Here is a 24,300-nt window from a genome sequence, read left to right on the forward strand (position 1 = left end):
GGGGAGGAATATGAGAAAAAATATTTTACTAGTGTTTATTTGTTCTTTCTTTCTTCTTCCTGCTTTTGTAAAAGCTGATTCTGTTAAAGATATTCTTCCAAAAAATAATTTTGATATTATTGAATTTGATAGGAACACGAATAAGCCTAAATTGGTTGATTCTTCTGAGAATGCTAAAAAAATATTAGATACGGTAAAGAAAGAAGCTGAGGAAAAAGAGAATCAAAAGAAAAAGGAAGCAGAAAATAGCAAACTGACTTATGAAAATTATAAGTCTAAGATGTCTGATTTAACAAGTAAAGTTTACTTTGATAAAAAGTTTTTTGGATTTGATTCCAATGTCAATTATTTCTTTAATTCTCTAGTTCAGTCTGTTTTTTGGCTTGGGAAACTTGTTTTTTATGTAGTTGCACAAGTTTATATTGCTGTTGAAGGAATGAGTGATGTTAGTGGATTGTTGAATGAAACTGTAAATAATTCTAGTAAAGTATTTTCTTCTTTGTTTAGTAGAGAAATTATTTATTTGGTTGGTGCAAGTATGGCAGTTTATTTACTGTATTTGTTTGCGACTGGAAAAGGTAGTTTCTTCAAAACATTGATAAAAATGTTATTGATTTATACTTGTATTGGAGTTTATTTCATTCAACTTAATGTCAATGGTCAAAATAAGTATTTGATAACTCATGTCTATGATAGTTTTAGAACAACAACAATTACCTTGAATGGGGAAATTACAAAAACTTTAACTGGTGAAAGTAAAAATGGAGTAGAAACATATTTTTCTGAAACTTTGTTGAAGGGATATAAGTATATGAACTCTCCTGTAAAAGAAGATGGTTCATTTCTTCTTTCTGAAAAAGAATTTGAAGATTTAGCTGCTTATAAGCAAGGTGATGGAGATCATTTAGTTGGCGATAAAAAAGTCAAGGATCTTGCAAAAGATAAAGATCCTGAAAACAAGATGTTGAAAAATGAGTGGGGCTTAAAATTTATGTATGCCTTTGCTTCTGATGTCGATATTATTGTGATGGGAACGATTTATTTATTGCTAGGGTTGTCACGATTCTTCTTTTTAATCGTTTTTATCTTTTTAATCCTATTGTTACCATTTATCCTTCTTCTAAGTCTGTTTCCTAAGATGGAGCATTTATTGATTGGATTCAATAAAAAAGGAATATCAATGCTTGCTTTATCATCAATTATGCTTTTAGCGACTAGTATATTTTCATTCTTTTACAATACTTTAACTGAATTCATCTCTACTGCTGTAGGTGGTGATTTACTAGTTACAGTCTTTTTAAAAGGTGTATTATTGTTTCTAATGTGGAAGTATAGACATTCGCTTTTATCAGCATTTTCAAGAGTAACCAATAGTCCTGTTGGTAAGATTGGTCGAGAAATAAGCAATTCTCAGTCTGTTCAAAAACTGAAAGAAAGATTGTCAAAAACAGGTAAGACTGGTTTGAAAGTAGGTGGAAACGGACTCAAAGTTGGAGGACAGTTTGCTAAAGGTGGATTGAAGATGGGTAAAGATAAGTTGAGTGAAAATCTTAAAACTTTACGAAAACAAAGTCCATTGGTAGAAAAGGTTGCTGAAAAAGGTGATGTGATTAAGAATCGAATGAATTCGATTAAGGAACATAAAAATAGTTCAGTCAATGCCTTGAAAGAAAAAGGGAATAAGGCTTTAGCTAAACTCTATGGAGTGAGAGCCAATGCTTTTAAAGAGGGAAGTGCTGATAGAAATTTGTTGAAAGGAAAGAAGAAATTAAGAGATAAAGAAGCTAAAAAATATGCTGGTCAGAAAAAGGCTTCTCGAGAGTCAATTCAACGGTTGAAGGAAGAACGGTTGAAGAAAGGTCAGAAGCCATTTAAAGAGAATCAGGAAGGCTCAGTGAAACAGAAAATGCAGACTCCAAAAACGGTCAATCCAAAGTCTGTGGAAAGAAGAAAAAACGTTGTAAAAAATCCTAAAAATGAAGAAATAACTTCTAAAGCAATTTTAAGTAAGAAAACCAAAATATTGAAAGCTAAAAAAAGGAAAAAGGTTGAAATTTAATGGGTAACAAAACAGCGAAACGCTTTGGATTCTTTTTCGCAAGTCTTATACCTACGTTTTTAGTGATTCTCTTAATTCTTCTAAGCGTTATCGGAGTTGTTTCTGCTGGTGGCTCATCAGGTAGTACGACTGGAAAGAGAACTCGATTAACAGCGCAAGAGGTGGCTCAAAAGGCAAATATTTCTGTTGAAAGAGCAGAAGATGTCATTAAGATTTTAAACTGGCAACTCTCTAAGGAGAAATTTACTTTAGAGGGTGCTAGTGGTTCTCTTGCCAATGCTGAAAGAGAAAGTGACTTTGATCCTAAACTAACGAATCCATCAGGTGGGGTTGCAGGTTACTTTCAATGGTCAGGTTGGGATAATACTATCAATGGTGATAGATGGAGAAATGCTAGTTCTCGTACTTTAGATAGTACGGTGGAATTGGAATTGATGTCTTATGAGTTGAATCATGGCTATAAAAAAGTCAAAGACTATATGCAAAAGGCAACTGATCCTTTTGAAAGTGCAAAATATTGGTCTGAACATTATGAAGGTGTCTCACTTTCAGACGGTCAGACAAAATTAGGGAAGCTGGAAAAGGATAGTAAGAAGTGGTATGAAGTCTTTAAAGGTACGATTGAATCTGATGGTTCTTCAGGTGGGAACGCAATAGCTGGTAGTATTGATGTGCCATTTGGTCAAGTTTCAACTGATTTACCTAGTGGATATTCGATTGATAAGGAAATTACAAAAGAAGGCTATATTACTCAGTCTTATCCTTATGGTCAATGTACTTGGTATGTATTCAATCGAGCAAAAGAATTTGGAATACATTTTGATCCATACATGGGGAATGGTCGAGACTGGGCGCATAAGTCAGGATATGAAGTAACGAATACTCCTACAAAACATTCTGCTCTTAGCTTTCAAGGGGGGCAAGCAGGTAGTCATAGCTTTTATGGCCATGTAGCCTTTGTCGAAGATGTGAGAGATGATGGTTCAATTTTGATTTCTGAATGTAATGTAATTAAACCAATGCAAGAAACAGGAATTACTGATTATCGTGTATTTACTGCTGAACAAGCAAAGAATTTTTATTATGTAATTGGAAAATAAGAAAAGAGGAAAAAATATGAATAAAAAAATTGTAACACTAGTTTGTGTAACTGTATTAAGCGGATTTGTAGCTGGTGTAAATGCTGATGAATTAACTTTGGGTGGAAGTGTAGCTTCTAAACAAGATACTGCTGGTTTAGTTGTGGCAGAACAGCCAAAAGAAGAACAGCCTGCTGTTGTCCCTGCTATTCAAACTGAAGGTGAGAATCTTGATTTAGGTAATAAAACAGAAAAAGAGCCTTCACAAGATAATACAGGAGTTGTGGTAGAGCCTACAACTCCATCTGAAAAGCCGAAGGAGGAAAAACCAAAAGAAGATAAACCTTCTGAAAATCTTGGAAAAGATTCTGAGAAACAGCAAGAAAAGGATAATACAGGAGTTGTTGTAGAACCTAAAACTCCATCAGAACAGCCGAAGGAAGAAAAACCGAAAGAAGAAACGCCAAAAGAAGATAAGAAGCCTACTGTAGAAGATACTCCTGAAATTAAGGAAGCAAAACAAAAAGCAGAAGATAATGTAGGTGTGAAAGAATCTGATGAACCTAAACCATTGAATGTCACTAAAGAAGAAATCAAAGAACAGCCTATTGAAACGAATACAGGTCATACAGTTGTATCTACCAATCAAGGGAAGGTAGTAGTTGAAACAAGCGAAGGTGATTATGCTGAAAAAGAGCCTTATGAAATTGGTGCTGTGAAGCAGTCTGACGGTACAATCGCTTTGAAAGATAAAGAAGGTCAGTTAAAAGTCCTTCCGAATACAGGTTCAGCTAGTACAATCTTCACAACTATTTGGGGATTTGTAGGATTGATTGCGACAGTTTTGGGGCGACGTAAATTGAATTAAGGGAGACAGGATGAAAGAGTTGTTTAGAATTTTGAGAGAATCTGATAAATTGGGGTATAAATTATCTGCAATTTGTGGAGTGAATTGGTTGCTAGGTCAGTTGTTTAAATGGCAATCTTTAGTGTTTGAAATGATAGCATGTGCAATTCTGATTAAGAAAATATCAGCAATACTTGAAATTAGTTCAAATTATTTAGGATTTTTAATGGTTATTTTTATCTTAGCTGTTTCCTTTTCAAAATTGCGTTTTGGTGTTGAGAGATTCATTTATTCATTTTCTGAAGGTATTGTGTTAGTCTTGATTTTTTCAATCGTAGTGGATTTTCCATTTCAAGAGAATGAATCTTCATTATGGATTTTAATGGCTCTTATTAGCATTGGTATTTGTCAGTTTATGAAGTGGTTTCAAGCAAAACTTTTTCAGCGTTATCTATTCAAAAATATCTTAAACAAGGCCTACCTTGGAATTCGAAAATTAAAAGATGAGTTACCTCCTAAAATCAATCTTTTTACGGAAGCAGGTGAAAGTGATGCAAATCAGCGAATGGTTATGATTAATAAACATGCAATAAAAGAGACTTATCAAGGAATTGTAGAGTTAAGTTTTTTGAATGTTGAAAGATTTACAGGTATTGCTTATTGTAGAGAAGCATGGAATGGTGTTGAAGCTCCTTTGAAAAAAAGATTTTCTGATGTAGATGAAATGTATCATTTAGTGTTTAGAGTATATCCTTTTGGAAAAGAATTAGATCTTTATTTCAAATTAATTCGATTAGATTTAAGTCGGAGAAAGGCTTTTACAGTGAAAGGTGTTCGTGTAAAAGTGGTAAATACTTAAGGCGGAGTAAAATCTGCCTTTTTTGTTTTTTTTAAGGGGTAGAAAATGGATCAAGTAGAATTATTGAAAATGTATGCTGTAAGATTAGCTCAGAGATTAGGAGATAATCAAAAGTGTTTAGAATTTACAGCTAGTCGTGATACTGGTTATGGGATTGAAACTATGCTAGTTGATGTTAGAAATTATGATCAGTATGTTCGTGTTGTTTATCATTATGAGGGTTGTCATGCCAACCAAAAATTACCAAAAAGAAATTATGCTAGTGTATCTGTGTCAGTTGAGGAAGGATACTCTTTTGATTTCACTAGAGGAGTAGCTTATACGTATTTTCCTGATATAGAAAAATTGTTAGAACAGTTATAACATAATTGAAAATATGATAAGATAGAAAGGAACTAAAAATGGAAGATTGGAAAGAACGCTTTAAAAAAGAATACTATGAATTGAGAGAACGATTTCAGAAGTTAGATATGATGATTGATAAATATGAAAAAGGACAGCTAGAGTTTAAACTTAAATGTCCTATTGATTTATTAAAAGGTCAGCGTTCGACTATGTGGAATTATTTAAAAATTCTAGAACAACGTGCAGAAATTGAAGAAATTAAATTATAAAACCTAACCGTATGGAATGTTGAAAGAATGGCAAGTCAGAAATGGCTTGCTGTTTTTTGTCGTTTTATGGAGAAAAAAGTGAACATAAAGAAACCAGGATAGGATATAAAATTCGTATTTTAGGTCAAAAGGTTCAACCAGGTATTCAAAATTTGTTCGGAAATAGGAGAATAAAAATGGAAAAATCATATAATAATTATCCTGATATTTGTGTATCAAAGAAGGATTTAAAAGCAAATTATTTCCCTTCGATTAGTATTAAAACAATTGAAAGGAGATTAGACGAAAGTCAAAAGACGAAAGAATTTAAAGATATATCTTTTAGGACAGGACAAAAAGTATTGATTAATGTGAGAGGATTTTATCTATTTCTTCTGCATAGAGAGAGAGTTAGATATATTTGATTGGGAAAAAATGATATACTATAGTTATTGACTAGAGATATACTCATTTTTAAAAGGAGTATAAAATGTTTTTTAGAGAATTGGAGAATGGAAAATATAGATATTATGAAAAATATTTTGATTTAGAAGAGAATAAGTGGAAACAAGTTTCTATAACTTTAACTTCTAAGACAAGGCAAGCTCAGAAACAGGCAAGAATCTTGCTGGATGAGAAAATAGAAAAAAAGAGGGAGAAAATAGAAAAGCAGAAGGAAGTAGTTAGAGATATTACAGTTAAACAAGCCTATGAAGAATATTTGAAAATTCGTGAAACAGAATTGAAAAAGAGTACGTTTAAGTCACAAAAATATACAATAATTGGGGAAATTCGGAAGTTGGAAAATTATTTGTTATTAGATGTGACAAGTCGAATTGTTCAAAATATACTATTGGAATTGTCCTGCTCGTCAGATCATAGACAAAATAAAAAAGTATTATTAAACTCATTTTTTAAGTATTGTTTGAAAGTTGGTTATATAATAGAAAATCCTGTTGAAAAGGTAGTTTTACCAAAAAGAAAAAAGAACCTGAAAGAAATTAGAAAAAAACAAAATAAATATTTAACAAGCAATGAAATGTTTCAGTATCTGAATTTTTTAGATAAGGAAGAAAAGAACTATAAAAATCGTTTAATTGTTGAATTTATGTATTTAACAGGTTTAAGATTTGGAGAAGTTTTAGCTTTGACGAAAGATAATATTGATTTTGAAAACAAAACATTAGAAGTTAAATATACCCTTCATACAAATGGAAGTAAGTCGGAAGTATTTTTGGATAGTCCGAAAAGTTTGGCTTCATATAGAGTGATCGGTATTAGTGATAGAGTGATAGAAATTGTAAATGAGTATCTTCTTTTAGAAGAAGAAGGTGATTATATATTTACAAATAATGGTTCTCCCTTAATGATAACTAGTTTCAATAATTTTTTGAAAAACAGTTTTAGGAAAAGTGAGATTAAGAAAGATGATTTTGTATTGACTACTCATGTTTTTAGGCATTCGCATATAAGTTTACTTGCAGAATTGGAAGTACCTATAAAGGCGATAATGGATCGTGTAGGTCATACGAATGAAAAAATGACTTTAAGTGTTTATACTCATGTTACTGAGAAGATGAAGTCGAATATAACTGAAAAATTAGATAAATTAGTTTTGGAAAATGACTAACCAAAAAGTAACCAAAAGATGTCCAAAGTAGTCTAAGATTGTCTATACTTTGAGAGTATTTTAGTTAGAAAAAGTGGCTTGTTGTCTATAATTGTCTACGTTAGTCTAGCTTTTATCAATGGAAAATGTTATAATAGACTGTATTTAAAAAATTTTAAGGAGAAATGACAGAATGTCTGTATCATTTGAAAACAAAGAAACAAACCGTGGTGTCTTGACTTTCACTATCTCTCAAGACCAAATCAAACCAGAATTGGACCGTGTCTTCAACTCAGTGAAGAAATCTCTTAATGTTCCAGGTTTCCGTAAAGGTCACCTTCCACGTCCTATCTTCGACAAAAAATTTGGTGAAGAGTCACTTTACCAAGACGTTATGAACGCTCTTTTGCCAAACGCTTATGAAGCAGCTGTTAAAGAAGCTGGTCTTGAAGTCGTTGCTCAACCAAAAATTGACGTAACTTCAATGGAAAAAGGTCAAGACTGGGTTATCACAGCTGAAGTCGTTACAAAACCTGAAGTAAAATTGGGTGACTACAAAAACCTTGAAGTATCAGTAGATGTAGAAAAAGAAGTAACTGATGCTGACGTTGAAGAGCGTATCGAACGCGAACGCAACAACTTGGCTGAATTGGTTATCAAAGAAGCTGCTGCTGAAAACGGCGACACTGTTGTCATCGATTTTGTTGGTTCTATTGACGGTGTTGAATTTGACGGTGGAAAAGGTGAAAACTTCTCACTTGGACTTGGTTCAGGTCAATTCATCCCAGGTTTCGAAGACCAATTGGTAGGTCACTCAGCTGGTGAAACTGTTGATGTTATCGTAACATTCCCAGAAGACTACCAAGCAGAAGACCTTGCAGGTAAAGAAGCTAAATTCGTGACAACTATCCACGAAGTAAAAGCTAAAGAAGTTCCAGCTCTTGACGATGAGCTTGCAAAAGACATCGACGAAGAAGTTGAAACACTTGCTGAATTGAAAGAAAAATACCGCAAGGAATTGGCTGCTGCTAAAGAAGAAGCTTACAAAGACGCAGTTGAAGGTGCAGCAATCGATAAAGCTGTAGAAAACGCTGAAATCGTAGAACTTCCAGAAGAAATGATCCACGAAGAAGTTCACCGTTCAGTAAACGAATTCCTTGGAAACTTGCAACGTCAAGGTATCAACCCTGACATGTACTTCCAAATCACTGGAACTACTCAAGAAGACCTTCACAATCAATACCAAGCAGAAGCTGAGTCACGTACTAAGACTAACCTTGTTATCGAAGCAGTTGCGAAAGCTGAAGGATTTGACGCTTCAGAAGAAGAAATCCAAAAAGAAATCGAGCAATTGGCTGCAGATTACAACATGGAAGTTGCACAAGTACAAAGCTTGCTTTCAGCTGATATGTTGAAACACGATATCACAATCAAAAAAGCTGTTGAATTGATTACAAGCACAGCAACAGTAAAATAATCTTAATAAACAAAAATCCCACCTGAATTGGTGGGTTTTCTTATGCACTATTTTCAAAAAATCTCTTTGAGGTCTGCGTCTGTAATCCCAATCATGGCTGGGATGCTGTCCCAGTTTTCTTCTGTTAGGATGTAGGATTGTTCAGAGGCGCTTGATGTGGCTGTTTCAGAGACAGCTGGTTGCTTTTCTTCAACTCTCTCCAATAAATCACTGAAGCGTTCAATCAGATAGGTTTTTCGGGCTGTTCCGATGTGCTGAGTAGCATAGTCGAAGGCCTGTAATTCGCCTAGTAAGATAAGCTTGCTTTTGGCGCGTGTAATGGCTGTATAGATGAGATTGCGCTCCAGCATACGCCTGCTAGCACTAGTGATAGGTAGGATAACAACAGGGAACTCACTTCCCTGGGACTTATGGATACTCATGGCATAGGCCAAGCGAATTTTGTACCATTCGTTACGTGGGTAAGAGACCTCGTTGCCATCAAAATTAATGACAATCTCGTCTTGCTTCGACTCGGTGTATTTACCAGGTATCAAGTCTGTGATAGCTCCCAAATCTCCATTAAAGACATTGATTTCAGCATCGTTGACCAGGTGAATGACCTTGTCGCCCTTACGATAGTGGCACTGGGGGGCTTCAAAACTAAGTTGGTCTTTTTGTGGTGGATTGAGTAGGTCTTGCATGAGCTGATTGATAGCATCAATCCCTGCAGTCCCTCGGTACATGGGGGCCAGAACTTGGATATCACGGGCAGGGATACCACTTCTGAGGGCAGCGCCTAAGATTTTCTCAATAGTAGCTGGAATATGGCCACTAGCAATTTCAAAGTAGGAACGGTCTGCTTTTTTCTGGGTGAAATCAGCTGGCAAGATACCCTGTCGAATCTGACTAGCTAGGGTGACGATGGTTGATTCTTCGCTTTGCCGGTAAATTTTTTCCAAGCGAGTCTGAGGGATCAAAGGAATATGAAGGAGGTCAGCTAGAACTTGTCCAGGGCTGACAGACGGTAGCTGATCGCTGTCACCCACGATGAGGATCTTGCTGTTAGAAGAGATGTTGGAGAAGAGTTGGTTGGCCAGCCAAGTATCCACCATAGAAAATTCATCCACGATAATAAAGTCGGCATCCAGATAATCTTCCAGATGACTGGTGTCATCGTCACCTGTCATTCCTAAATGACGGTGTATGGTCGCGCTAGGCAAGCCTGTCAATTCATTCATGCGCCTAGCAGCTCGACCAGTTGGAGCGGCAAGAAGAATAGGTAGGTTGCTTTTTTTCCTGAGGTCGAGTCCTTCCAAAAGGGCGTAAACAGCGATAATCCCATTGATAACAGTTGTCTTACCAGTACCAGGCCCCCCTGTAAGGATAAAGACCTTGTTTTGGATAGCGTCACAAATAGCTTGTTTTTGAATACTATCATACTCAATCTCCAAATCTTCTTCGACAGTAGCGATGTGTTTTTGAATGGTTTTTAAATCATGACTCTTCTGTTTTCCTTTTTCAAGGATACGAACCAAGTGACTGCGGATGCCTTCCTCAGCGAAAAAGAGGCTGTTGTCAAAAATTTTGGTATCAATCTGCTGAACCTTGTCTTCTTCAATTAGGTAGGAGAGCTCTTGGGCCACTTGGCTGGGATCCAGTTCCACGGGGCGGGAAGACTCAAGGAGAGTAAGGGTTTGTTCTAGCAAATCCCGTGCTTCAACATAGGTGTCCCCTGTTTCCATACAGGCCTGAAAAAGACTATGAACTAGACCGGCGCGGAAGCGTTCAGGAGCCTGACTTTCGATACCTAGTTCTTCCGCTAATTGGTCAGCAATGGTAAAGCCCAAACCCTTGATATCCTCGACCAGTTGGTAGGGATAATTTTCAACCACATCAAGGGTTTCTTCCTTGTAAAAATCTTGAATCTGGAAGGCTAGTTTATTGGGAATACCGTAGTTGGCTAGTTTGGCCAAGACCATCTCCGTTCCGTAGTTGAGATGAAGGGTGGAAACGAAAGCCTCGCGATTTTTGGCAGAGAGTCCTGCGATGCCTTCTAACTTTTCTGGGTGTTGCAAAATTTCGTCAATGGTATTTTCGCCATAGGTATCCACGATTTTTTGAGCTGTCTTGAGACCAATTCCCTTGAAATGGCTACTTGAAAAGTACTTAACCAATCCCTTGCTAGTTGGTTTTGAGCGTTCATACCGGCTGATTTGCAGTTGCTCCCCATACTTGGAGTGCTGGACAATCTGTCCCCAAAAGGTATAGTCTTCTCCCTCGATCACGTCGGCCATGGTACCCGTGACAATGATTTCAAAATCATCAAAATCCTCTGCGTCTGTATCTTCGATTTCTAGGAGGAGGATACGATAAAAATTACTGGGATTTTCAAAAATAATCCGTTCAATGGTTCCTGAAAAATAAACTTCCATAAGATTCCTTTGCATAAATAGGTGAGAGTTAATACTCTTCGAAAATCAAATTCAAACCACGTCAGCTTCGCCTTGCCGTACTCAAGTACAGCCTGCGGCTAGCTTCCTAGTTTGCTCTTTGATTTTCATTGAGTATAACTTTGTTTCTATCCTAGTTAGACTGGGTAGAGAATAATCATCTTCTTACGATAGAAGAAGAGGCTGAGATTCTTGATTCTCGGCCTCTTAGGTCTCTTAAAATGTTCCGATACGGGTGATTGGCCAGAAGCGGAATTTAGCTTCCCCTGTGATATCTTTTGCTTTGAAGGTACCTACGTGGCGGCTGTCGCTCGAAACCAAGCGGTCATCTCCGAGGAGAAGGTATTCTCCTTCTGGGACAGTAAAGCTAAAATTGGTGTTGTAGTTGACATCAACTGTGAAGGCTTGGGCTTTTTCAGCAATACTTCTAAAGAAAGTTCCTTTATTTCCTTCAAAACCCTTGCCTGAATAGGTGCTTTGGAGTTTGTCATTCTTGAAACGTTTGATGTAGTCAGCTAGATAAGGTTCGTCCGTCTCTTTGTCATTGATGTAAAGTTTATCGTTTTCGTAACGGATGGTGTCACCAGGCATTCCAATCACACGTTTGACAATGTCCTTATTGCCATCTTCCTCATGGGCAACCACGATATCAAAACGGTCAATAGGGAGATGCTTAACAACAAAGAGGATTTCGCCATCCGCTAGGGTAGGATCCATAGAATGCCCTTCTACGCGAACATTGCTCCAAAAAAAGATACGACTTAAAGCTAGTAATGACAGAATTAGGAGGAACAATCCCCACTCTTTTAAGAAATGTTTAAATGAATTCATAACTTACCTTTCTAAGCGTTTTTTCGCTTTTTCAGTATTTTTAAAGTGCAGTTTGGCGCAGAAATTGAGTCCTTGCATACCATAGGCCTGCAAAATCTGGCTAGCAACATTATCAGAAGCCGTTCCAGCTCCACTTGGAAGTTGATAGCCCAGTTCTCGTCCCAGATTTTCAAGATTTTCCAGAAAGAGATCACGCGCAATGATAGAAGAAACTGCGACAGCCAAGTATTTGCCTTCAGCCTTTTCTTCTAAGCTGATAGGATTGCTGAAACGATTGGCCTCTTGTGCCAAGTACTTGTCATAATTTTTAGCACTGGTAAAGGCATCAATCACAATTTTCTCAGGCTGAAGACCTTTTTGAAGGAGGAGATAGATAGCCTGATTATGGAGGGCAACCTTAACCGAAACAGCGTTGTAGCGGTCTCCGATGACCTCGTTGTACTTGCTTGGTGAGAGAAGCAGTGCCTGATGTTGGATTTTTTCCTTGAGGATAGGGGCAATCTGACGGATTTTTAGGTCGGTCAGAGTCTTGGAATCCCCTACACCGAGTTTTCGTAAGAAATCATGCTGGTCTGGAGTGACAAAGGAAGCCACAACTGCAAGTCCACCAAAGTAGGAACCATTTCCCACCTCATCTGTCCCAATTAAAGGAAGATTTTGTCCGCTGGTTTCCTCTACAACTTGATAGCCAAAGAAACTGGCGTATTTCTCAGCTCCTTCACCCTGAAGCAAGACCTTTCCAGAAGTATAGATAGAAACCGTTGCTTGAGGTAGTCTCAAAAAGTAGCGGATATAGGGATTCTTGCTGGGAGCCAGACTGCTTTGATAGTGTTCAAGAAAAGCCTGAATCTCCTTTTCACTTGGTGTGAGTGTTATACTTGCCATAGTTTCTATTGTACCATAAAAGCAGACAAATTTGTAAAAACTGACAAAATTAGCGAATTTTGGTATAATATCGTGAGGTGAATTTTATGGCAAGTCTAAATCGATTCAAATTTACATTCGGGAAAAAATCATTAACCTTGACAACCGAGCATGATAATCTCTTTATGGAGGAAATCGCCAAGGTTGCGACAGAAAAATACCAAGCAATTAAAGAACAAATGCCTAGTGCAGATGATGAAACAATCGCTCTTTTGTTGGCAGTTAACTGTTTGTCAACTCAGCTCAGCCGTGAGATTGAATTTGACGATAAGGAGCAAGAATTAGAAGAACTCCGTCACAAGCTTGTGACTTGCAAGCAAGAACAGAGCAAGATTGAGGATTCCTTATGATTTCACTCCTTCTTCTATTGGTCTTGGCTTGGGGATTTTATATCGGCTATCGGAGAGGCCTGCTCTTACAGATTTATTACCTGATTTCAGCCATGGCATCGGCTTTCATGGCTGGTCAGTTTTACAAGGGGCTTGGTGAACAGTTCCATTTATTGCTTCCTTATGCAAATCCGCAGGAAGGTCAGGGGACTTTCTTTTTCCCATCGGATCAACTCTTTCAGCTGGATAAGGTCTTTTATGCAGGTATCGGCTACTTGCTTGTATTTGGGATTGTCTATAGTATCGGTCGTTTACTTGGTCTTTTGTTACATTTGCTTCCTAGTAAAAAACTGGGTGGTAAGTTGTTCCAAGTTTCAGCAGGGATCTTGTCCATGTTGGTGACCTTATTTGTCTTGCAAATGGCCTTGACCATCTTGGCGACCATCCCCATGGCAGCTATACAAAATCCTCTTGAAAAGAGTATCGTCGCAAAACACATCATCCAGAGCATACCAGTAACAACCAGTTGGCTCAAACAAATCTGGGTGACAAATTTAATCGGATAAAAAGGGCAGGAATTTTCCTAGCCCTTTGTTTACAGATTTGACTCGAATCTATCAGAATGTAAAAAGCTACCACACCTAGATATTCAAAGATAAGGAAATAAAGATGAATAAGAAAATATTAGAAACATTAGAGTTCAATAAGGTTAAGGCCTTGTTTGAACCTCATTTGTTGACCGAGCAGGGTTTGGAGCAATTGAGACAGCTGGCTCCGACTGCCAAAGCGGATAAAATCAAACAGGCTTTTGCTGAGATGAAGGAAATGCAGGCTCTTTTCGTCGAGCAACCGCATTTTACTATTCTTGCAACCAAGGAAATCGCAGGAGTCTGCAAGCGGTTGGAGATGGGAGCGGACCTCAATATCGAGGAGTTCCTACTCTTGAAGCGCGTGCTTCTTGCTAGCCGAGAACTGCAAAGTTTTTATTCTAATCTGGAAAATGTCAGCTTGGAAGAATTAGCCCTATGGTTTGAGAAATTACACGATTTTCCGCAATTACAAGGAAATCTACAAGCCTTTAATGATGCAGGTTTTATTGAAAATTTTGCCAGTGAAGAATTGGCACGAATCCGTCGAAAAATCCATGATAGCGAGAGTCAGGTACGCGATGTCTTGCAAGATTTGCTCAAGCAAAAAGCGCAGATGTTGACAGAAGGAATCGTTGCCAGCAGAAATGGCCGTCAGGTTTTACCTGTCAAAAACACCTACCGCAATAAGATTGCTGGTGTCGTTCATGATATTTCTGCTAGTGGAAATACCGTCTATATCGAACCCCGTGAGGTGGTCAAACTGAGTGAAGAAATTGCTAGTTTGCGAGCAGATGAGCGCTATGAAATGCTTCGCATTCTCCAAGAAATTTCTGAACGTGTCCGCCCTCATGCGGCTGAGATTGCCAATGATGCTTGGATTATCGGCCATCTGGACTTGATTCGTGCCAAGGTCCGCTTTATCCAAGAAGGACAAGCAGTCGTACCTCAGCTGTCAGAAAATCAGGAGATTCAACTGCTCCATGTCTGCCATCCATTGGTCAAAAATGCGGTTGCAAATGATGTCCATTTTGGTCAAGATTTAACAGCGATTGTCATTACAGGCCCCAATACAGGTGGGAAGACCATCATGCTTAAAACTCTGGGCTTGACGCAGGTTATGGCCCAGTCTGGTTTGCCGATTTTAGCAGACAAGGGAAGTCGTGTTGGTATTTTTGAAGAAATTTTTGCTGATATTGGCGATGAGCAATCTATTGAACAGAGCTTGTCTACCTTCTCTAGTCACATGACCAATATTGTGGATATTCTTGGTAAGGTCAACCAGCATTCGCTCTTGCTCTTGGATGAGTTGGGAGCTGGTACAGACCCTCAAGAAGGAGCTGCTCTTGCCATGGCTATTCTGGAGGACCTTCGCCTGCGTCAAGTCAAGACCATGGCGACGACCCACTATCCGGAACTCAAAGCCTATGGTATCGAGACAGCCTTTGTGCAAAATGCTAGCATGGAGTTTGATACTGCAACTCTACGCCCGACCTATCGCTTTATGCAGGGTGTGCCTGGCCGAAGCAATGCCTTTGAAATTGCCAAACGTCTAGGCCTATCTGAAGTTATCGTAGGGGATGCCAGTCAGCAGGTTGATCAGGACAATGATGTCAACCGGATTGTTGAGCAACTGGAAGAGCAGACGCTAGAGAGTCGCAAACGCTTGGACAATATCCGTGAGGTGGAGCAAGAAAATCTCAAAATGAACCGTGCTCTCAAAAAGCTCTACAATGAGTTCAATCGTGAAAAGGAAACCGAGCTTAATAAGGCGCGTGAACAGGCTGCTGAGATTGTGGACATGGCTCTCAGTGAGAGTGACCAGATTCTCAAAAATCTCCACAGCAAATCCCAACTCAAGCCCCACGAAATCATTGAAGCCAAGACCAAGCTGAAAAAATTGGCTCCTGAAAAAGTGGACTTGTCTAAAAACAAGGTCCTTCAAAAGGCCAAGAAAAAACGAGCTCCAAAGGTGGGAGATGATATCGTGGTTCTCAGTTATGGACAGCGTGGTACCTTGACCAGTCAACTTAAGGACGGCCGCTGGGAAGCCCAAGTCGGCTTGATCAAGATGACCTTGGAAGAAAAAGAGTTTGACCTTGTTCAAGCCCAGCAAGAAAAGCAAGTCAAGAAGAAACAGGTCAATGTCGTGAAACGAACTTCTGGTCGTGGCCCACAAGCCAGACTGGACCTTCGAGGCAAACGTTATGAAGAGGCTATGAATGAGCTAGATGCCTTTATCGACCAAGCCTTGCTTAATAATATGGCTCAAGTTGATATCATCCATGGTATCGGAACAGGTGTCATCCGTGAAGGTGTCACCAAATACCTACAAAGAAACAAGTATGTCAAGAGTTTCGGCTATGCCCCACAAAATGCTGGAGGCAGTGGTGCAACTATTGTGACCTTTAAAGGATAAGAAAAGCCTGAGGAAATATGTGCTTCCTCAAGCTTTTTTGATTTCTAGATTATATATCTAAAGGCTGTCCAGTGTGATTGAGTTGTGTGACAGTAACAAAGAAATCCTCTCTCATTCGAGTCAGAAGTTGATTTGGATAGATTTTTTCAAAGTGATCAAGACTGGCAAAGATATGCTTAGCAAGTTCTAGACCTCTGACATCGTCTTGTCTGAGAAAATTATTAGCACGTTCCATGGAAATGCTAATCATCTCTGTCATCTTGGTACTCAGTAGAGGGAAAGTATTAATCACTTCCAAGGTCTTCAATGCTAGATTTTCAGCTTTATCATAATAGCCATTAACAGAGTAATGCTTGATAGCAGTTCTTAAGCAGGCAATATAGTAGTCAGCAGTACGGATTGAATGGTATTCAGTCTGTTTTTTTAGAGTATCCAATAAGTGGTAGAGTCTGTAGTCTAAAAATTCGATTGAAAAGTGAGGGAGGATAGATGAAAAGATATTCACCTCAATTTTATTCCAATCGTCCAATTCACTAAGATAGTTCTTTATATATTCTAGTTCTTGATAATCTTTTGGAGTCAGAAAAGAATCGCCGATGATGTTTGCGATAGCAAATTTATTGACTACACGATTGGCAATCACATAGTGTTCAGCGATTCCAGGATTTTCCATGGGTTGATTAATCAAACTAATGATCTTTTTAAATTCACGCTTATAGGCCAAATCAGCAACTTGAGCCTGTAATTTATGAAATTCAGTTGGAAACATCTGCGTTTTGAGACTATCAAAGGTCTCTTTATCAATTCCAATATTAGAAAGAATCTCTTCAAATTTTTGAATGGTTATCCGAGATTTCCCTTGCTCAAACTGACGTAAAAAGTGAGGAGTCACTGTAGTTCCAGCAGCTTCCTTCTGGGTAAACCCTCTTTCCTCACGAATAGCTTTATAGACTAATCCATACACACTTTCATCTTGCATCCTAAATCTCCTCGAGTCCTTTTTTCCATTCTAACATAATTCTACCAATTTTTAAGGTGTTTTTTAGAAAAAAGTAAATATAGTTCCCTTTTTTTGACGAGAACAGAGCAATTATATAATAAGGGTAAATATAGGTTCGTTTTTCGTAAATCTAGTAAGGTCCATGCTATACTGTAACCGTAAACAATAAAATTTTAAAGGAGATTTTTGAATATGAAGTCAAAAACAGTTTTAGTGACTAGCCTAGCGGCTGCAACATTAGGTTTGGTCTCTCTTGTAGATACAGCAGGAGTTCTACCTTTTTCAGCACAAACAGTGCAGGCTGATGATATTATTGCAGTAGGGAATGTCGACCATAAAGTTGATTTAAGTTTGGTTGGTTATAATAACAACAAGGGTGTTTCTATTAAATTTTCAACTGATAGTGTTAATCCTAATTTTGTTGACAATTGGTATCATAAACAAGATTCTATTTTTGTAAAAACGAGGCTGGTTAATGCTAAAACAAAAGAGGTTGTGGATGATGACACCGAAGCGAGTGTTAAATTGAGATCCTATGATTTAACAAAAAGTAGCATTGACGTTTATGGCTCGATTCCTGATGGTGAATATAAATATGAAGCCTATGAAGCTGATTTTTACATCGATCCTCAGACAAAACTTCGTCATAAATACAGAGGTGAATCTCCTGTCTTTAGAATCAAAGATGAAAAGTTTGCAGGTCTAGTATCTTCAACACCAAGACAAGAAAAACCAAAACAAGAGAAACCAAAACAAGAGAAACCGACACCAACACCAACACCTACAGTTCAAACTGGCTGGTCCGGTAACTCATACTACCAAAATGGTCAAAAAGTCATTAACAAATGGGTTTTCGATGTTCATTACAATAGCTACTACTTTATCAATGTGAATGGAAACTATATTCAAAATGCTTGGTCAGGTAATTACTACCTTAAATCAAATGGTAAAATGGCTAAAAGTGAATGGATTTACGATAAAAACTATGGTTCATACTACTATTTGACAGCAGAAGGAAGCTACGCTCGCAATACTTGGGTGGGTAATTACTATCTTAAATCAAATGGTAAGATGGCTAAAAGTGAATGGATTTACGATAAAAACTATGGTTCATACTACTACCTAACAGCAGAAGGAAGCTACGCTCGCAACGCTTGGTCAGGTAGTTACTATTTGAAGTCAAATGGTAAGATGGCTAAAGGTGAGTGGGTCTACGATAGTAGCTACAAATCATATTACTACTTGACAGCAGAAGGCAGTTACGCTCGTAACACTTGGGTAGGTGATTACTATCTCAAGTCAAACGGTAAGATGGCTGTCAATGAACGCACACCAGATGGTTATCGTGTAGATGGATCAGGTAAGTGGGTTCGCTAACATAATTTGAGTAATAGGTCCTAAACGCTTTGATTTAGGACCTATCTTTTAGATAAAATGAATGAGAGAAAAAATGAAAAAGTTTTTATTAGCCACAACGCTTTTACTGACACTGGTTTTGGGAGGCTGTCAGTTTCTACCTTGGAATAAAAGCGCTGAACCAACATCTAGCTCAACATCAGATACATCTGTAGCGACTCCAGAGATGGACTACAGTTACTACAATAAGGTTTTGGATGACTACGAAAAAGTAGCTAAAGGCACCTTGCCGACTGGTATGGATGTCAATCCCCTAGCTAGTCAAGTAAAGTCTTCTCAAGGTTTTTACACAGATGTGGTTTACCACAAGACAGATTTGAATAACGACGGAGTGGATGAACTTTTACTTGCTCTTGAAATGAAGAGTGGCGAAAAGAGTTTACTTGATATCCGTACTTTGAAAGATGGAAAGGTGATTCGTCTGACCAATCAAGAAAATCGTTTAGACCAGATTGGTGAGAGAATGACAGTCGGTATCTTGCCAGACAATTCTTTGCTCTATCGTGGAGCTGGTACAGCAACGAGTCACATCTATGCCCACTATCAATTTAGTGAGGACGGTCAGTCCTTGGTGAAGGTCAAGGAAGCTCAAGAGTTAGAGGAGCTTGGAGTAGGTTCTCCCATTTCATTAGAGACCTTAAGCTGGAAATCTGTTTCTGATAAACTTCCAGGAGGAGCAAGTGCAGATAAGGGGACAGCTGAGACATCATCTTCAACTAGCAAAACTGCATCTGGGAAAATGGATATAAACGCCATAAAAAATGGGGATTTCTCTAGTATTGAAGGAAGATGGAGTAATGGTCACGGAGGAGAAGACTTAGTCTTTAGTAAAGATGGCTTGATAGCGCCAGAGAAATTTAAAGTTGACCTTGCAGAATCAGAAATAGTAAATGAGTTTCTACGAGCTCGCTACTCAGGTCCATCTTTTGGAGTCTTTATTCAATTCATACCAGCAGGTGTTAGAATACCTGATGAGACATCAATGGATGGATTAATATCAGACGCTTCGGATATTAGTAAAGATAGAATTCTCTATCGTGCTTCATTTCCAGTACATAATAAACCAGAACAATTCTTATATCGTGTAGACTAGGAGTGAAATATATTCATTTAATTAATAGCACCTCACGCACAGGGGAATGCTCAATCTTTTTCTACAGAGTCAAATAAGATTTTCCCAAAATTCATTGACAAAAGCCAACATTTTTTGTAAAATAAGAATCAATTAAATACCAACACCGAATGAAGTTTAATAGAAGTGGGGAATCGTTTGATTTTTCACGACTGTAAATGGACGGAACTCTGGAGAGACCGTAAAGGCACCGAAGGGGCAAGGCAGGCAACTGCTCAAACTCTCAGGTAAAAGGACAGAGCTAGGATAGACCGCTTTTTAGCATTTATCTAAGCATTCCAGAGTACATGTATCTTGCATGTGCTCTTTCTTTTGGGGTTGAAAAGATAGGAGAATAGAATGTTAGAATTGCTTAAATCAATAGACGCTTTTGTTTGGGGTCCTCCCCTCCTGATTTTATTGGTCGGAACAGGAATTTACCTCACTGCTCGTCTAGGACTTTTGCAGGTTTTGCGTTTGCCTAAGGCCTTTCAACTTATTTTTATCAAGGACAAGGGACACGGTGATGTATCTAGCTTTGCGGCACTGTGTACAGCCCTCGCAGCGACAGTTGGTACGGGGAATATTATCGGGGTGGCTACTGCTATCAAGGTTGGTGGCCCAGGTGCCCTTTTTTGGATGTGGATGGCTGCTTTCTTTGGGATGGCTACCAAGTATGCGGAAGGACTCTTGGCGATCAAATACCGCACCAAGGACGACCATGGTGCAGTAGCGGGAGGCCCAATGCACTATATTCTTCTAGGGATGGGAGAAAAGTGGCGTCCCCTTGCCATCTTCTTTGCCCTGGCAGGTGTGTTAGTAGCTTTATTGGGAATCGGGACCTTCACTCAAGTTAACTCGATTACAGAATCTATCCAAAATACAACGACTATTTCGCCAGCTATCACAGCTCTTGTGTTGTCTGTATTTGTAGCAATTGCAGTCTTTGGTGGACTCAAGTCCATTTCAAAGGTTTCAACTACTGTTGTTCCTTTTATGGCCATCATCTATATTTTGGGAACTCTTACAGTTATTTTCTTTAATATTGGAAAAATTCCTGCTACAATCGCTTTAATCTTGACATCAGCATTTAGTCCTGTTGCTGCGGTCGGTGGATTTGCCGGTGCTAGCATTCGAATGGCTATTCAAAATGGTGTAGCGCGAGGTGTTTTCTCGAACGAATCTGGTCTAGGTTCTGCTCCCATTGCAGCAGCTGCAGCTAAGACAAACGAACCAGTAGAGCAAGGATTGATTTCCATGACAGGAACCTTTATTGACACCCTCATTATCTGTACCTTGACTGGTTTAACCATCTTGGTAACTGGTGTTTGGAGTGGTGATTTGAATGGAGTTGCCTTGACTCAGTCAGCCTTCTCAACAGTCTTTTCACACTTTGGACCTGCCCTCTTAACAATCTTCCTTGTGCTCTTTGCCTTTACAACGATTCTTGGTTGGAACTACTATGGAGAACGCTGTTTCGAGTTCCTCTTTGGGGTTCGCTTTATCTGGCTCTACCGTGTGGTCTTTGTACTCATGGTCTTGTTGGGAGGATTTATCGAGTTGGATATGGTTTGGATTATCGCAGATATTGTCAATGCCTTGATGGCTCTGCCTAACTTGATTGCCCTCTTAGTTTTATCGCCAGTCGTTATTGCTGAGACTAAAAAGTATTTTAATAAATAATGAAATCACACAGCTCGTGTGATTTTTTGCTTTCATAAAAAATTTCTATCAGTGCAATTTAAAATATATATTATGCAAGGTATAGAATCTGTGATAGACTAGATTTCAACAACATGAAAAGAGGTTTTATGATGACAACATTTACCATCCATACAGTAGAATCAGCACCAGCAGAAGTGAAAGAAGTTCTTGAAACAGTAGAAAAAGATAACAATGGCTATATTCCCAACCTAATCGGTCTCTTGGCTAATGCACCTACCGCCTTAGAAGCCTACAGAACTGTCGGAGCCATCAATCGTCGCAACAGCTTGACACCCGTTGAGCGTGAAGTGGTGCAAATCACGGCAGCTGTAACCAATGGTTGTGCCTTCTGTGTCGCCGGTCATACAGCTTTTTCCATCAAACAAATCCAGATGAACGATGACCTTCTGCAAGCCCTTCGCAATCGTACTCCAATTGAAACAGATCCTAAATTGGATACCCTAGCTAAGTTTACTTTGGCAGTTATCAATACCAAGGGTCGTGTAGGAGATGAAGCCTTGGGTGAGTTTTTAGAAGCTGGCTACACTCAACAAAATGCCTTGGATGTGGTTCTTGGTGTCAGCCTAGCAAGCCTCTGTAACTATGCCAATAACCTAGCCAATACACCAATTAATCCAGAATTGCAACCTTATGCTTAATTCATATCTGAGAAAAATGAAGTCTAAAATAATTGGACTTCGTTTTTTTAAATCCTCATTTAAGCGCTTTTATGCTATACTGAAACTAACATGATTATTGGAGGTTAGGATGAAAAAACTCCCTTTGGTATTTTCTGGTTGTTTGCTAGGTTTGGCAGGAGCTGGAAATCTTATTTTAGATACGTTGCCGGTTCTGTCCCATCTTTTTAGTCTGACAGGTTTGATTTTGTGGATTTATTTTCTAATTCTACATCTCTTTAATTGGAAGGAAACCAAGCAAGAATTGACCAAGCCTCCTCTTTTGTCAGGAATGGCGACCTTTCCCATGGCTGGGATGATTTTATCTACCTATGTTTTTCGCGTCTTCCCTCATCTTCCTTTGGTAGCGCAAGGACTCTGGTGGTTTTCATTTCTCTTGGATTTGGCCTTGATTGCTGGTTTTACCATCAAGTTTGCTTGTCCGGGGCGGAGGGTTCATGCCACTCCAAGCTGGACGGTTCTCTATGTGGGGATAGCAGTGGCAGCCTTGACTTATCCTCTGGTAGGCATCATCGAAATTGCCTATGCGACCTTGAGTTTTGGGTTTCTCCTAACCTTCTATCTCTACCCGCTTATTTATAGCGATTTAAAGAAATATCCACTCCCACAAGCCTTGCTTGGACAAGAAGGGATCTATTGTGCTCCTTTCTCTCTACTCTTGGCTTCCCTGGTTCGAGTTGGAGAAGTCAGCCTACCGACTTGGCTCTTGATTGTCATGATTTTGGCTTCTCAATCCTTCTTTTTCTTTGTTTTAACTCGCCTGCCCAATATTTTAAAACAAGGTTTTCAACCAGCCTTCTCAGCACTCACCTTCCCAACCATTATCACAGCTACTTCGCTTAAGATGGCTCAGGGAATCATGAAACTTCCATTTTTGGATTATTTGGTAGTGGCTGAAACCGCTATTTGCTTAATTATTTTAGTCTTTGTATTAGGCGCTTATCTGAATTGGTTACGAAAAAAGGTCTAGCTAGAAATAGCTAAACCTTATTCTTTATGGTTTGATAACTTCAGCTCCACCCATGTATGGACGAAGTGCTTCTGGGATGGTCACAGAACCATCTGCATTTTGGTAGTTTTCAAGAATAGCAGCCACTGTACGTCCAACTGCAAGTCCAGAACCGTTCAAGGTATGGAGCAATTTCACCTTGCCATCTGCTTCATCACGGTAACGGATTTGGGCACGACGGGCTTGGAAATCTTCTGTGTTTGAACAGCTTGAGATTTCACGGTAGGTATTTTGTGCTGGAATCCACACTTCCAAGTCGTAAGTCTTCGCAGCTGAGAAGCCCATATCTCCTGTAGAGAGAGCAACGACACGGTATGGAAGGTTAAGTTTTTGAAGAATGTTTTCAGCGTTGGCTGTCATTTTTTCCAATTCTTCGTAAGATTCTTCTGGCTTGGCAAATTTAACCATTTCAACCTTATGGAATTGGTGCAAACGAATCAAGCCACGAGTATCACGACCAGCTGAACCAGCCTCAGAACGGAATGAAGGACTCATAGCAGTGAAGTAGATTGGCAGGTCTTTACCGTCCAGGATTTCATCACGGTAGTAGTTTGTCAGAGGAACCTCAGCTGTAGGAATAAGGACATAATTGCTGTCGCTCAATTCAAAAGTATCTTCCTTGAATTTTGGATATTGACCAGTACCAAACATAGAATCGTGGTTAACCATGTAAGGTGTGATGACTTCAGTGTAGCCTTCTTTTCCATGTTCATCCAACATAAAGTTGTAAATAGCACGTTCCAAACGAGCGCCGAGACCTTTATAGAAGAGGAAGCGAGCTCCTGTTACCTTACCACCACGTTCCCAGTCAAGGATGCCAAGGTCTTCACCCAGATCCCAGTGAGCTTTAGGTTCGAAATCAAACTCGCGTGGAGTACCCCAACGGCGAACTTCCACATTGTCATCTTCGTCAACCCCAACAGGAACGCTATCAGCTGGAATATTTGGAAGAGTAGTGGTAAATTCTGTCAATTTAGCATCGATTTCTGCCAATTCAGCATCCAAGGCTTTGACTTCAGCAGATAGAGTTTGCATGGCAGCAATCTTGTCATCTGCATTTTCCTTGTTGCGCTTAGCTTGGGCAATCTCAGCAGAAACTGTGTTACGTTCTGCTTTTAAAGTTTCAACCTTGACCAAGATGTCACGACGTTTAGCATCGATTTCTTTCATCTCATTCAAGATAGCAGCATCTACACCACGTGTAGCTAATTTTTCTGCGACAGCATCAAAGTCTGTACGAATACGTTTGATATCTAACATAAGAACTCCTTTATGAAAAAAGCACACCTGACAAAGCGTTGGAGTGGCAGGGCCACG

At 39.0% G+C, this 24,300-nt stretch carries 22 protein-coding genes and 1 riboswitch; of the genes, 17 read left to right on the plus strand and 5 right to left on the minus strand.

Features of this window, described 5'->3' with window-relative positions:
* Nucleotides 1-10 precede the first annotated feature (10 nt).
* The 9 genes from N5909_RS05410 (at nt 11) to tig (ending at nt 8,523) form a co-directional block, all read left to right on the plus strand.
* The gene (locus tag N5909_RS05410) at nt 11-2,059 is read left to right on the plus strand and encodes a hypothetical protein (protein ID WP_271630936.1); all 2,049 of its coding nucleotides are present in this window, start codon (nt 11-13) and stop codon (nt 2,057-2,059) included.
* On the plus strand, nt 2,059-3,159 hold the full coding sequence (locus tag N5909_RS05415; RefSeq protein WP_271630937.1) for a phage tail tip lysozyme: 1,101 nt from the start codon (nt 2,059-2,061) through the stop codon (nt 3,157-3,159). Before N5909_RS05410 ends, N5909_RS05415 begins: the two co-directional genes overlap by 1 nt.
* A gap of 16 nt (nt 3,160-3,175) precedes the next feature.
* A complete protein-coding gene (locus N5909_RS05420; protein ID WP_271630938.1) occupies nt 3,176-4,006 on the plus strand; it encodes an LPXTG cell wall anchor domain-containing protein in 831 nt (276 codons plus the stop codon).
* Nucleotides 4,007-4,016: 10 nt separating this feature from the next.
* On the plus strand, nt 4,017-4,844 hold the full coding sequence (locus N5909_RS05425) for a hypothetical protein (RefSeq protein WP_271630939.1): 828 nt from the start codon (nt 4,017-4,019) through the stop codon (nt 4,842-4,844).
* Between the two features lie 45 nt (nt 4,845-4,889).
* The gene (locus tag N5909_RS05430) at nt 4,890-5,207 is read left to right on the plus strand and encodes a hypothetical protein (protein ID WP_271630941.1); all 318 of its coding nucleotides are present in this window, start codon (nt 4,890-4,892) and stop codon (nt 5,205-5,207) included.
* A 38-nt stretch (nt 5,208-5,245) separates the two neighbouring features.
* Nucleotides 5,246-5,458, plus strand: a complete 213-nt coding sequence (locus tag N5909_RS05435) for a crAss001_48 related protein (RefSeq protein ID WP_271630942.1) — start codon at nt 5,246-5,248, stop codon at nt 5,456-5,458.
* Nucleotides 5,459-5,634: 176 nt separating this feature from the next.
* Nucleotides 5,635-5,862 carry a hypothetical protein gene (locus N5909_RS05440; protein WP_004244165.1) on the plus strand — a complete coding sequence of 76 codons (228 nt, stop codon included), beginning with the start codon at nt 5,635-5,637 and terminating at the stop codon, nt 5,860-5,862.
* A 65-nt stretch (nt 5,863-5,927) separates the two neighbouring features.
* The gene (locus N5909_RS05445) at nt 5,928-7,067 is read left to right on the plus strand and encodes a tyrosine-type recombinase/integrase (protein WP_271630943.1); all 1,140 of its coding nucleotides are present in this window, start codon (nt 5,928-5,930) and stop codon (nt 7,065-7,067) included.
* Between the two features lie 172 nt (nt 7,068-7,239).
* Entirely contained in the window at nt 7,240-8,523 is a 1,284-nt protein-coding gene (gene tig / locus N5909_RS05450) for a trigger factor (RefSeq protein WP_000116486.1), read from the plus strand.
* A 53-nt stretch (nt 8,524-8,576) separates the two neighbouring features.
* Here tig and N5909_RS05455 read toward each other — a convergent pair whose 3' ends face one another.
* The 3 genes from N5909_RS05455 to rnhC form a co-directional block, all read right to left on the minus strand.
* Entirely contained in the window at nt 8,577-10,937 is a 2,361-nt protein-coding gene (locus N5909_RS05455; RefSeq protein WP_271630945.1) for an ATP-dependent RecD-like DNA helicase, read from the minus strand.
* Between the two features lie 234 nt (nt 10,938-11,171).
* Entirely contained in the window at nt 11,172-11,786 is a 615-nt protein-coding gene (gene lepB / locus N5909_RS05460; protein WP_084864825.1) for a signal peptidase I, read from the minus strand.
* A gap of 3 nt (nt 11,787-11,789) precedes the next feature.
* Entirely contained in the window at nt 11,790-12,671 is an 882-nt protein-coding gene (gene rnhC, locus N5909_RS05465) for a ribonuclease HIII (RefSeq protein WP_271630947.1), read from the minus strand.
* 86 nt (nt 12,672-12,757) lie between these two features.
* Here rnhC and zapA point away from each other — a divergent pair, with 86 nt between their 5' ends.
* The 3 genes from zapA to N5909_RS05480 all read left to right on the plus strand — a co-directional run bounded on the left by zapA (nt 12,758) and on the right by N5909_RS05480 (nt 16,045).
* Nucleotides 12,758-13,060: a cell division protein ZapA gene (gene zapA / locus N5909_RS05470; protein ID WP_271630949.1), complete on the plus strand. Its 303-nt coding sequence runs from the start codon at nt 12,758-12,760 to the stop codon at nt 13,058-13,060.
* Complete coding sequence (locus N5909_RS05475) at nt 13,057-13,605, plus strand: CvpA family protein (protein ID WP_023945607.1); 549 nt, start codon at nt 13,057-13,059, stop codon at nt 13,603-13,605. The genes zapA and N5909_RS05475 overlap by 4 nt, the downstream gene beginning before the upstream one ends.
* 103 nt (nt 13,606-13,708) lie before the next feature.
* Nucleotides 13,709-16,045, plus strand: a complete 2,337-nt coding sequence (locus tag N5909_RS05480; RefSeq protein ID WP_271630951.1) for an endonuclease MutS2 — start codon at nt 13,709-13,711, stop codon at nt 16,043-16,045.
* Nucleotides 16,046-16,094: 49 nt separating this feature from the next.
* On the opposite strand, the gene N5909_RS05485 is transcribed toward N5909_RS05480, so the two are convergent.
* Entirely contained in the window at nt 16,095-17,024 is a 930-nt protein-coding gene (locus N5909_RS05485) for a helix-turn-helix domain-containing protein (protein ID WP_271630952.1), read from the minus strand.
* Nucleotides 17,025-17,237: 213 nt separating this feature from the next.
* On the opposite strand from N5909_RS05485, the gene N5909_RS05490 reads away from it, so the two are divergent.
* From N5909_RS05490 to N5909_RS05510, 5 genes are all read left to right on the plus strand, one after another.
* Complete coding sequence (locus tag N5909_RS05490; protein ID WP_271630953.1) at nt 17,238-18,422, plus strand: endo-beta-N-acetylglucosaminidase; 1,185 nt, start codon at nt 17,238-17,240, stop codon at nt 18,420-18,422.
* 73 nt (nt 18,423-18,495) lie between these two features.
* On the plus strand, nt 18,496-19,554 hold the full coding sequence (locus tag N5909_RS05495; RefSeq protein WP_271630954.1) for a DUF6287 domain-containing protein: 1,059 nt from the start codon (nt 18,496-18,498) through the stop codon (nt 19,552-19,554).
* Nucleotides 19,555-19,753: 199 nt separating this feature from the next.
* Nucleotides 19,754-19,842, plus strand: a riboswitch (glycine riboswitch).
* 90 nt (nt 19,843-19,932) lie between these two features.
* Nucleotides 19,933-21,255, plus strand: a complete 1,323-nt coding sequence (locus tag N5909_RS05500; protein ID WP_271630955.1) for an alanine/glycine:cation symporter family protein — start codon at nt 19,933-19,935, stop codon at nt 21,253-21,255.
* Between the two features lie 131 nt (nt 21,256-21,386).
* Complete coding sequence (locus tag N5909_RS05505) at nt 21,387-21,935, plus strand: carboxymuconolactone decarboxylase family protein (RefSeq protein ID WP_033686525.1); 549 nt, start codon at nt 21,387-21,389, stop codon at nt 21,933-21,935.
* A 109-nt stretch (nt 21,936-22,044) separates the two neighbouring features.
* Complete coding sequence (locus N5909_RS05510) at nt 22,045-22,944, plus strand: TDT family transporter (RefSeq protein ID WP_261082217.1); 900 nt, start codon at nt 22,045-22,047, stop codon at nt 22,942-22,944.
* A 24-nt stretch (nt 22,945-22,968) separates the two neighbouring features.
* On the opposite strand, the gene serS is transcribed toward N5909_RS05510, so the two are convergent.
* Nucleotides 22,969-24,243 (minus strand): serine--tRNA ligase, encoded by a 1,275-nt coding sequence (gene serS, locus N5909_RS05515; protein ID WP_094753840.1) that lies wholly within the window; start codon nt 24,241-24,243, stop codon nt 22,969-22,971.
* Between the last annotated feature and the right edge of the window lie 57 nt (nt 24,244-24,300).

It is taken from the genome of Streptococcus gwangjuensis, from assembly GCF_028156745.1.
Taxonomy (GTDB): domain Bacteria; phylum Bacillota; class Bacilli; order Lactobacillales; family Streptococcaceae; genus Streptococcus; species Streptococcus gwangjuense_A.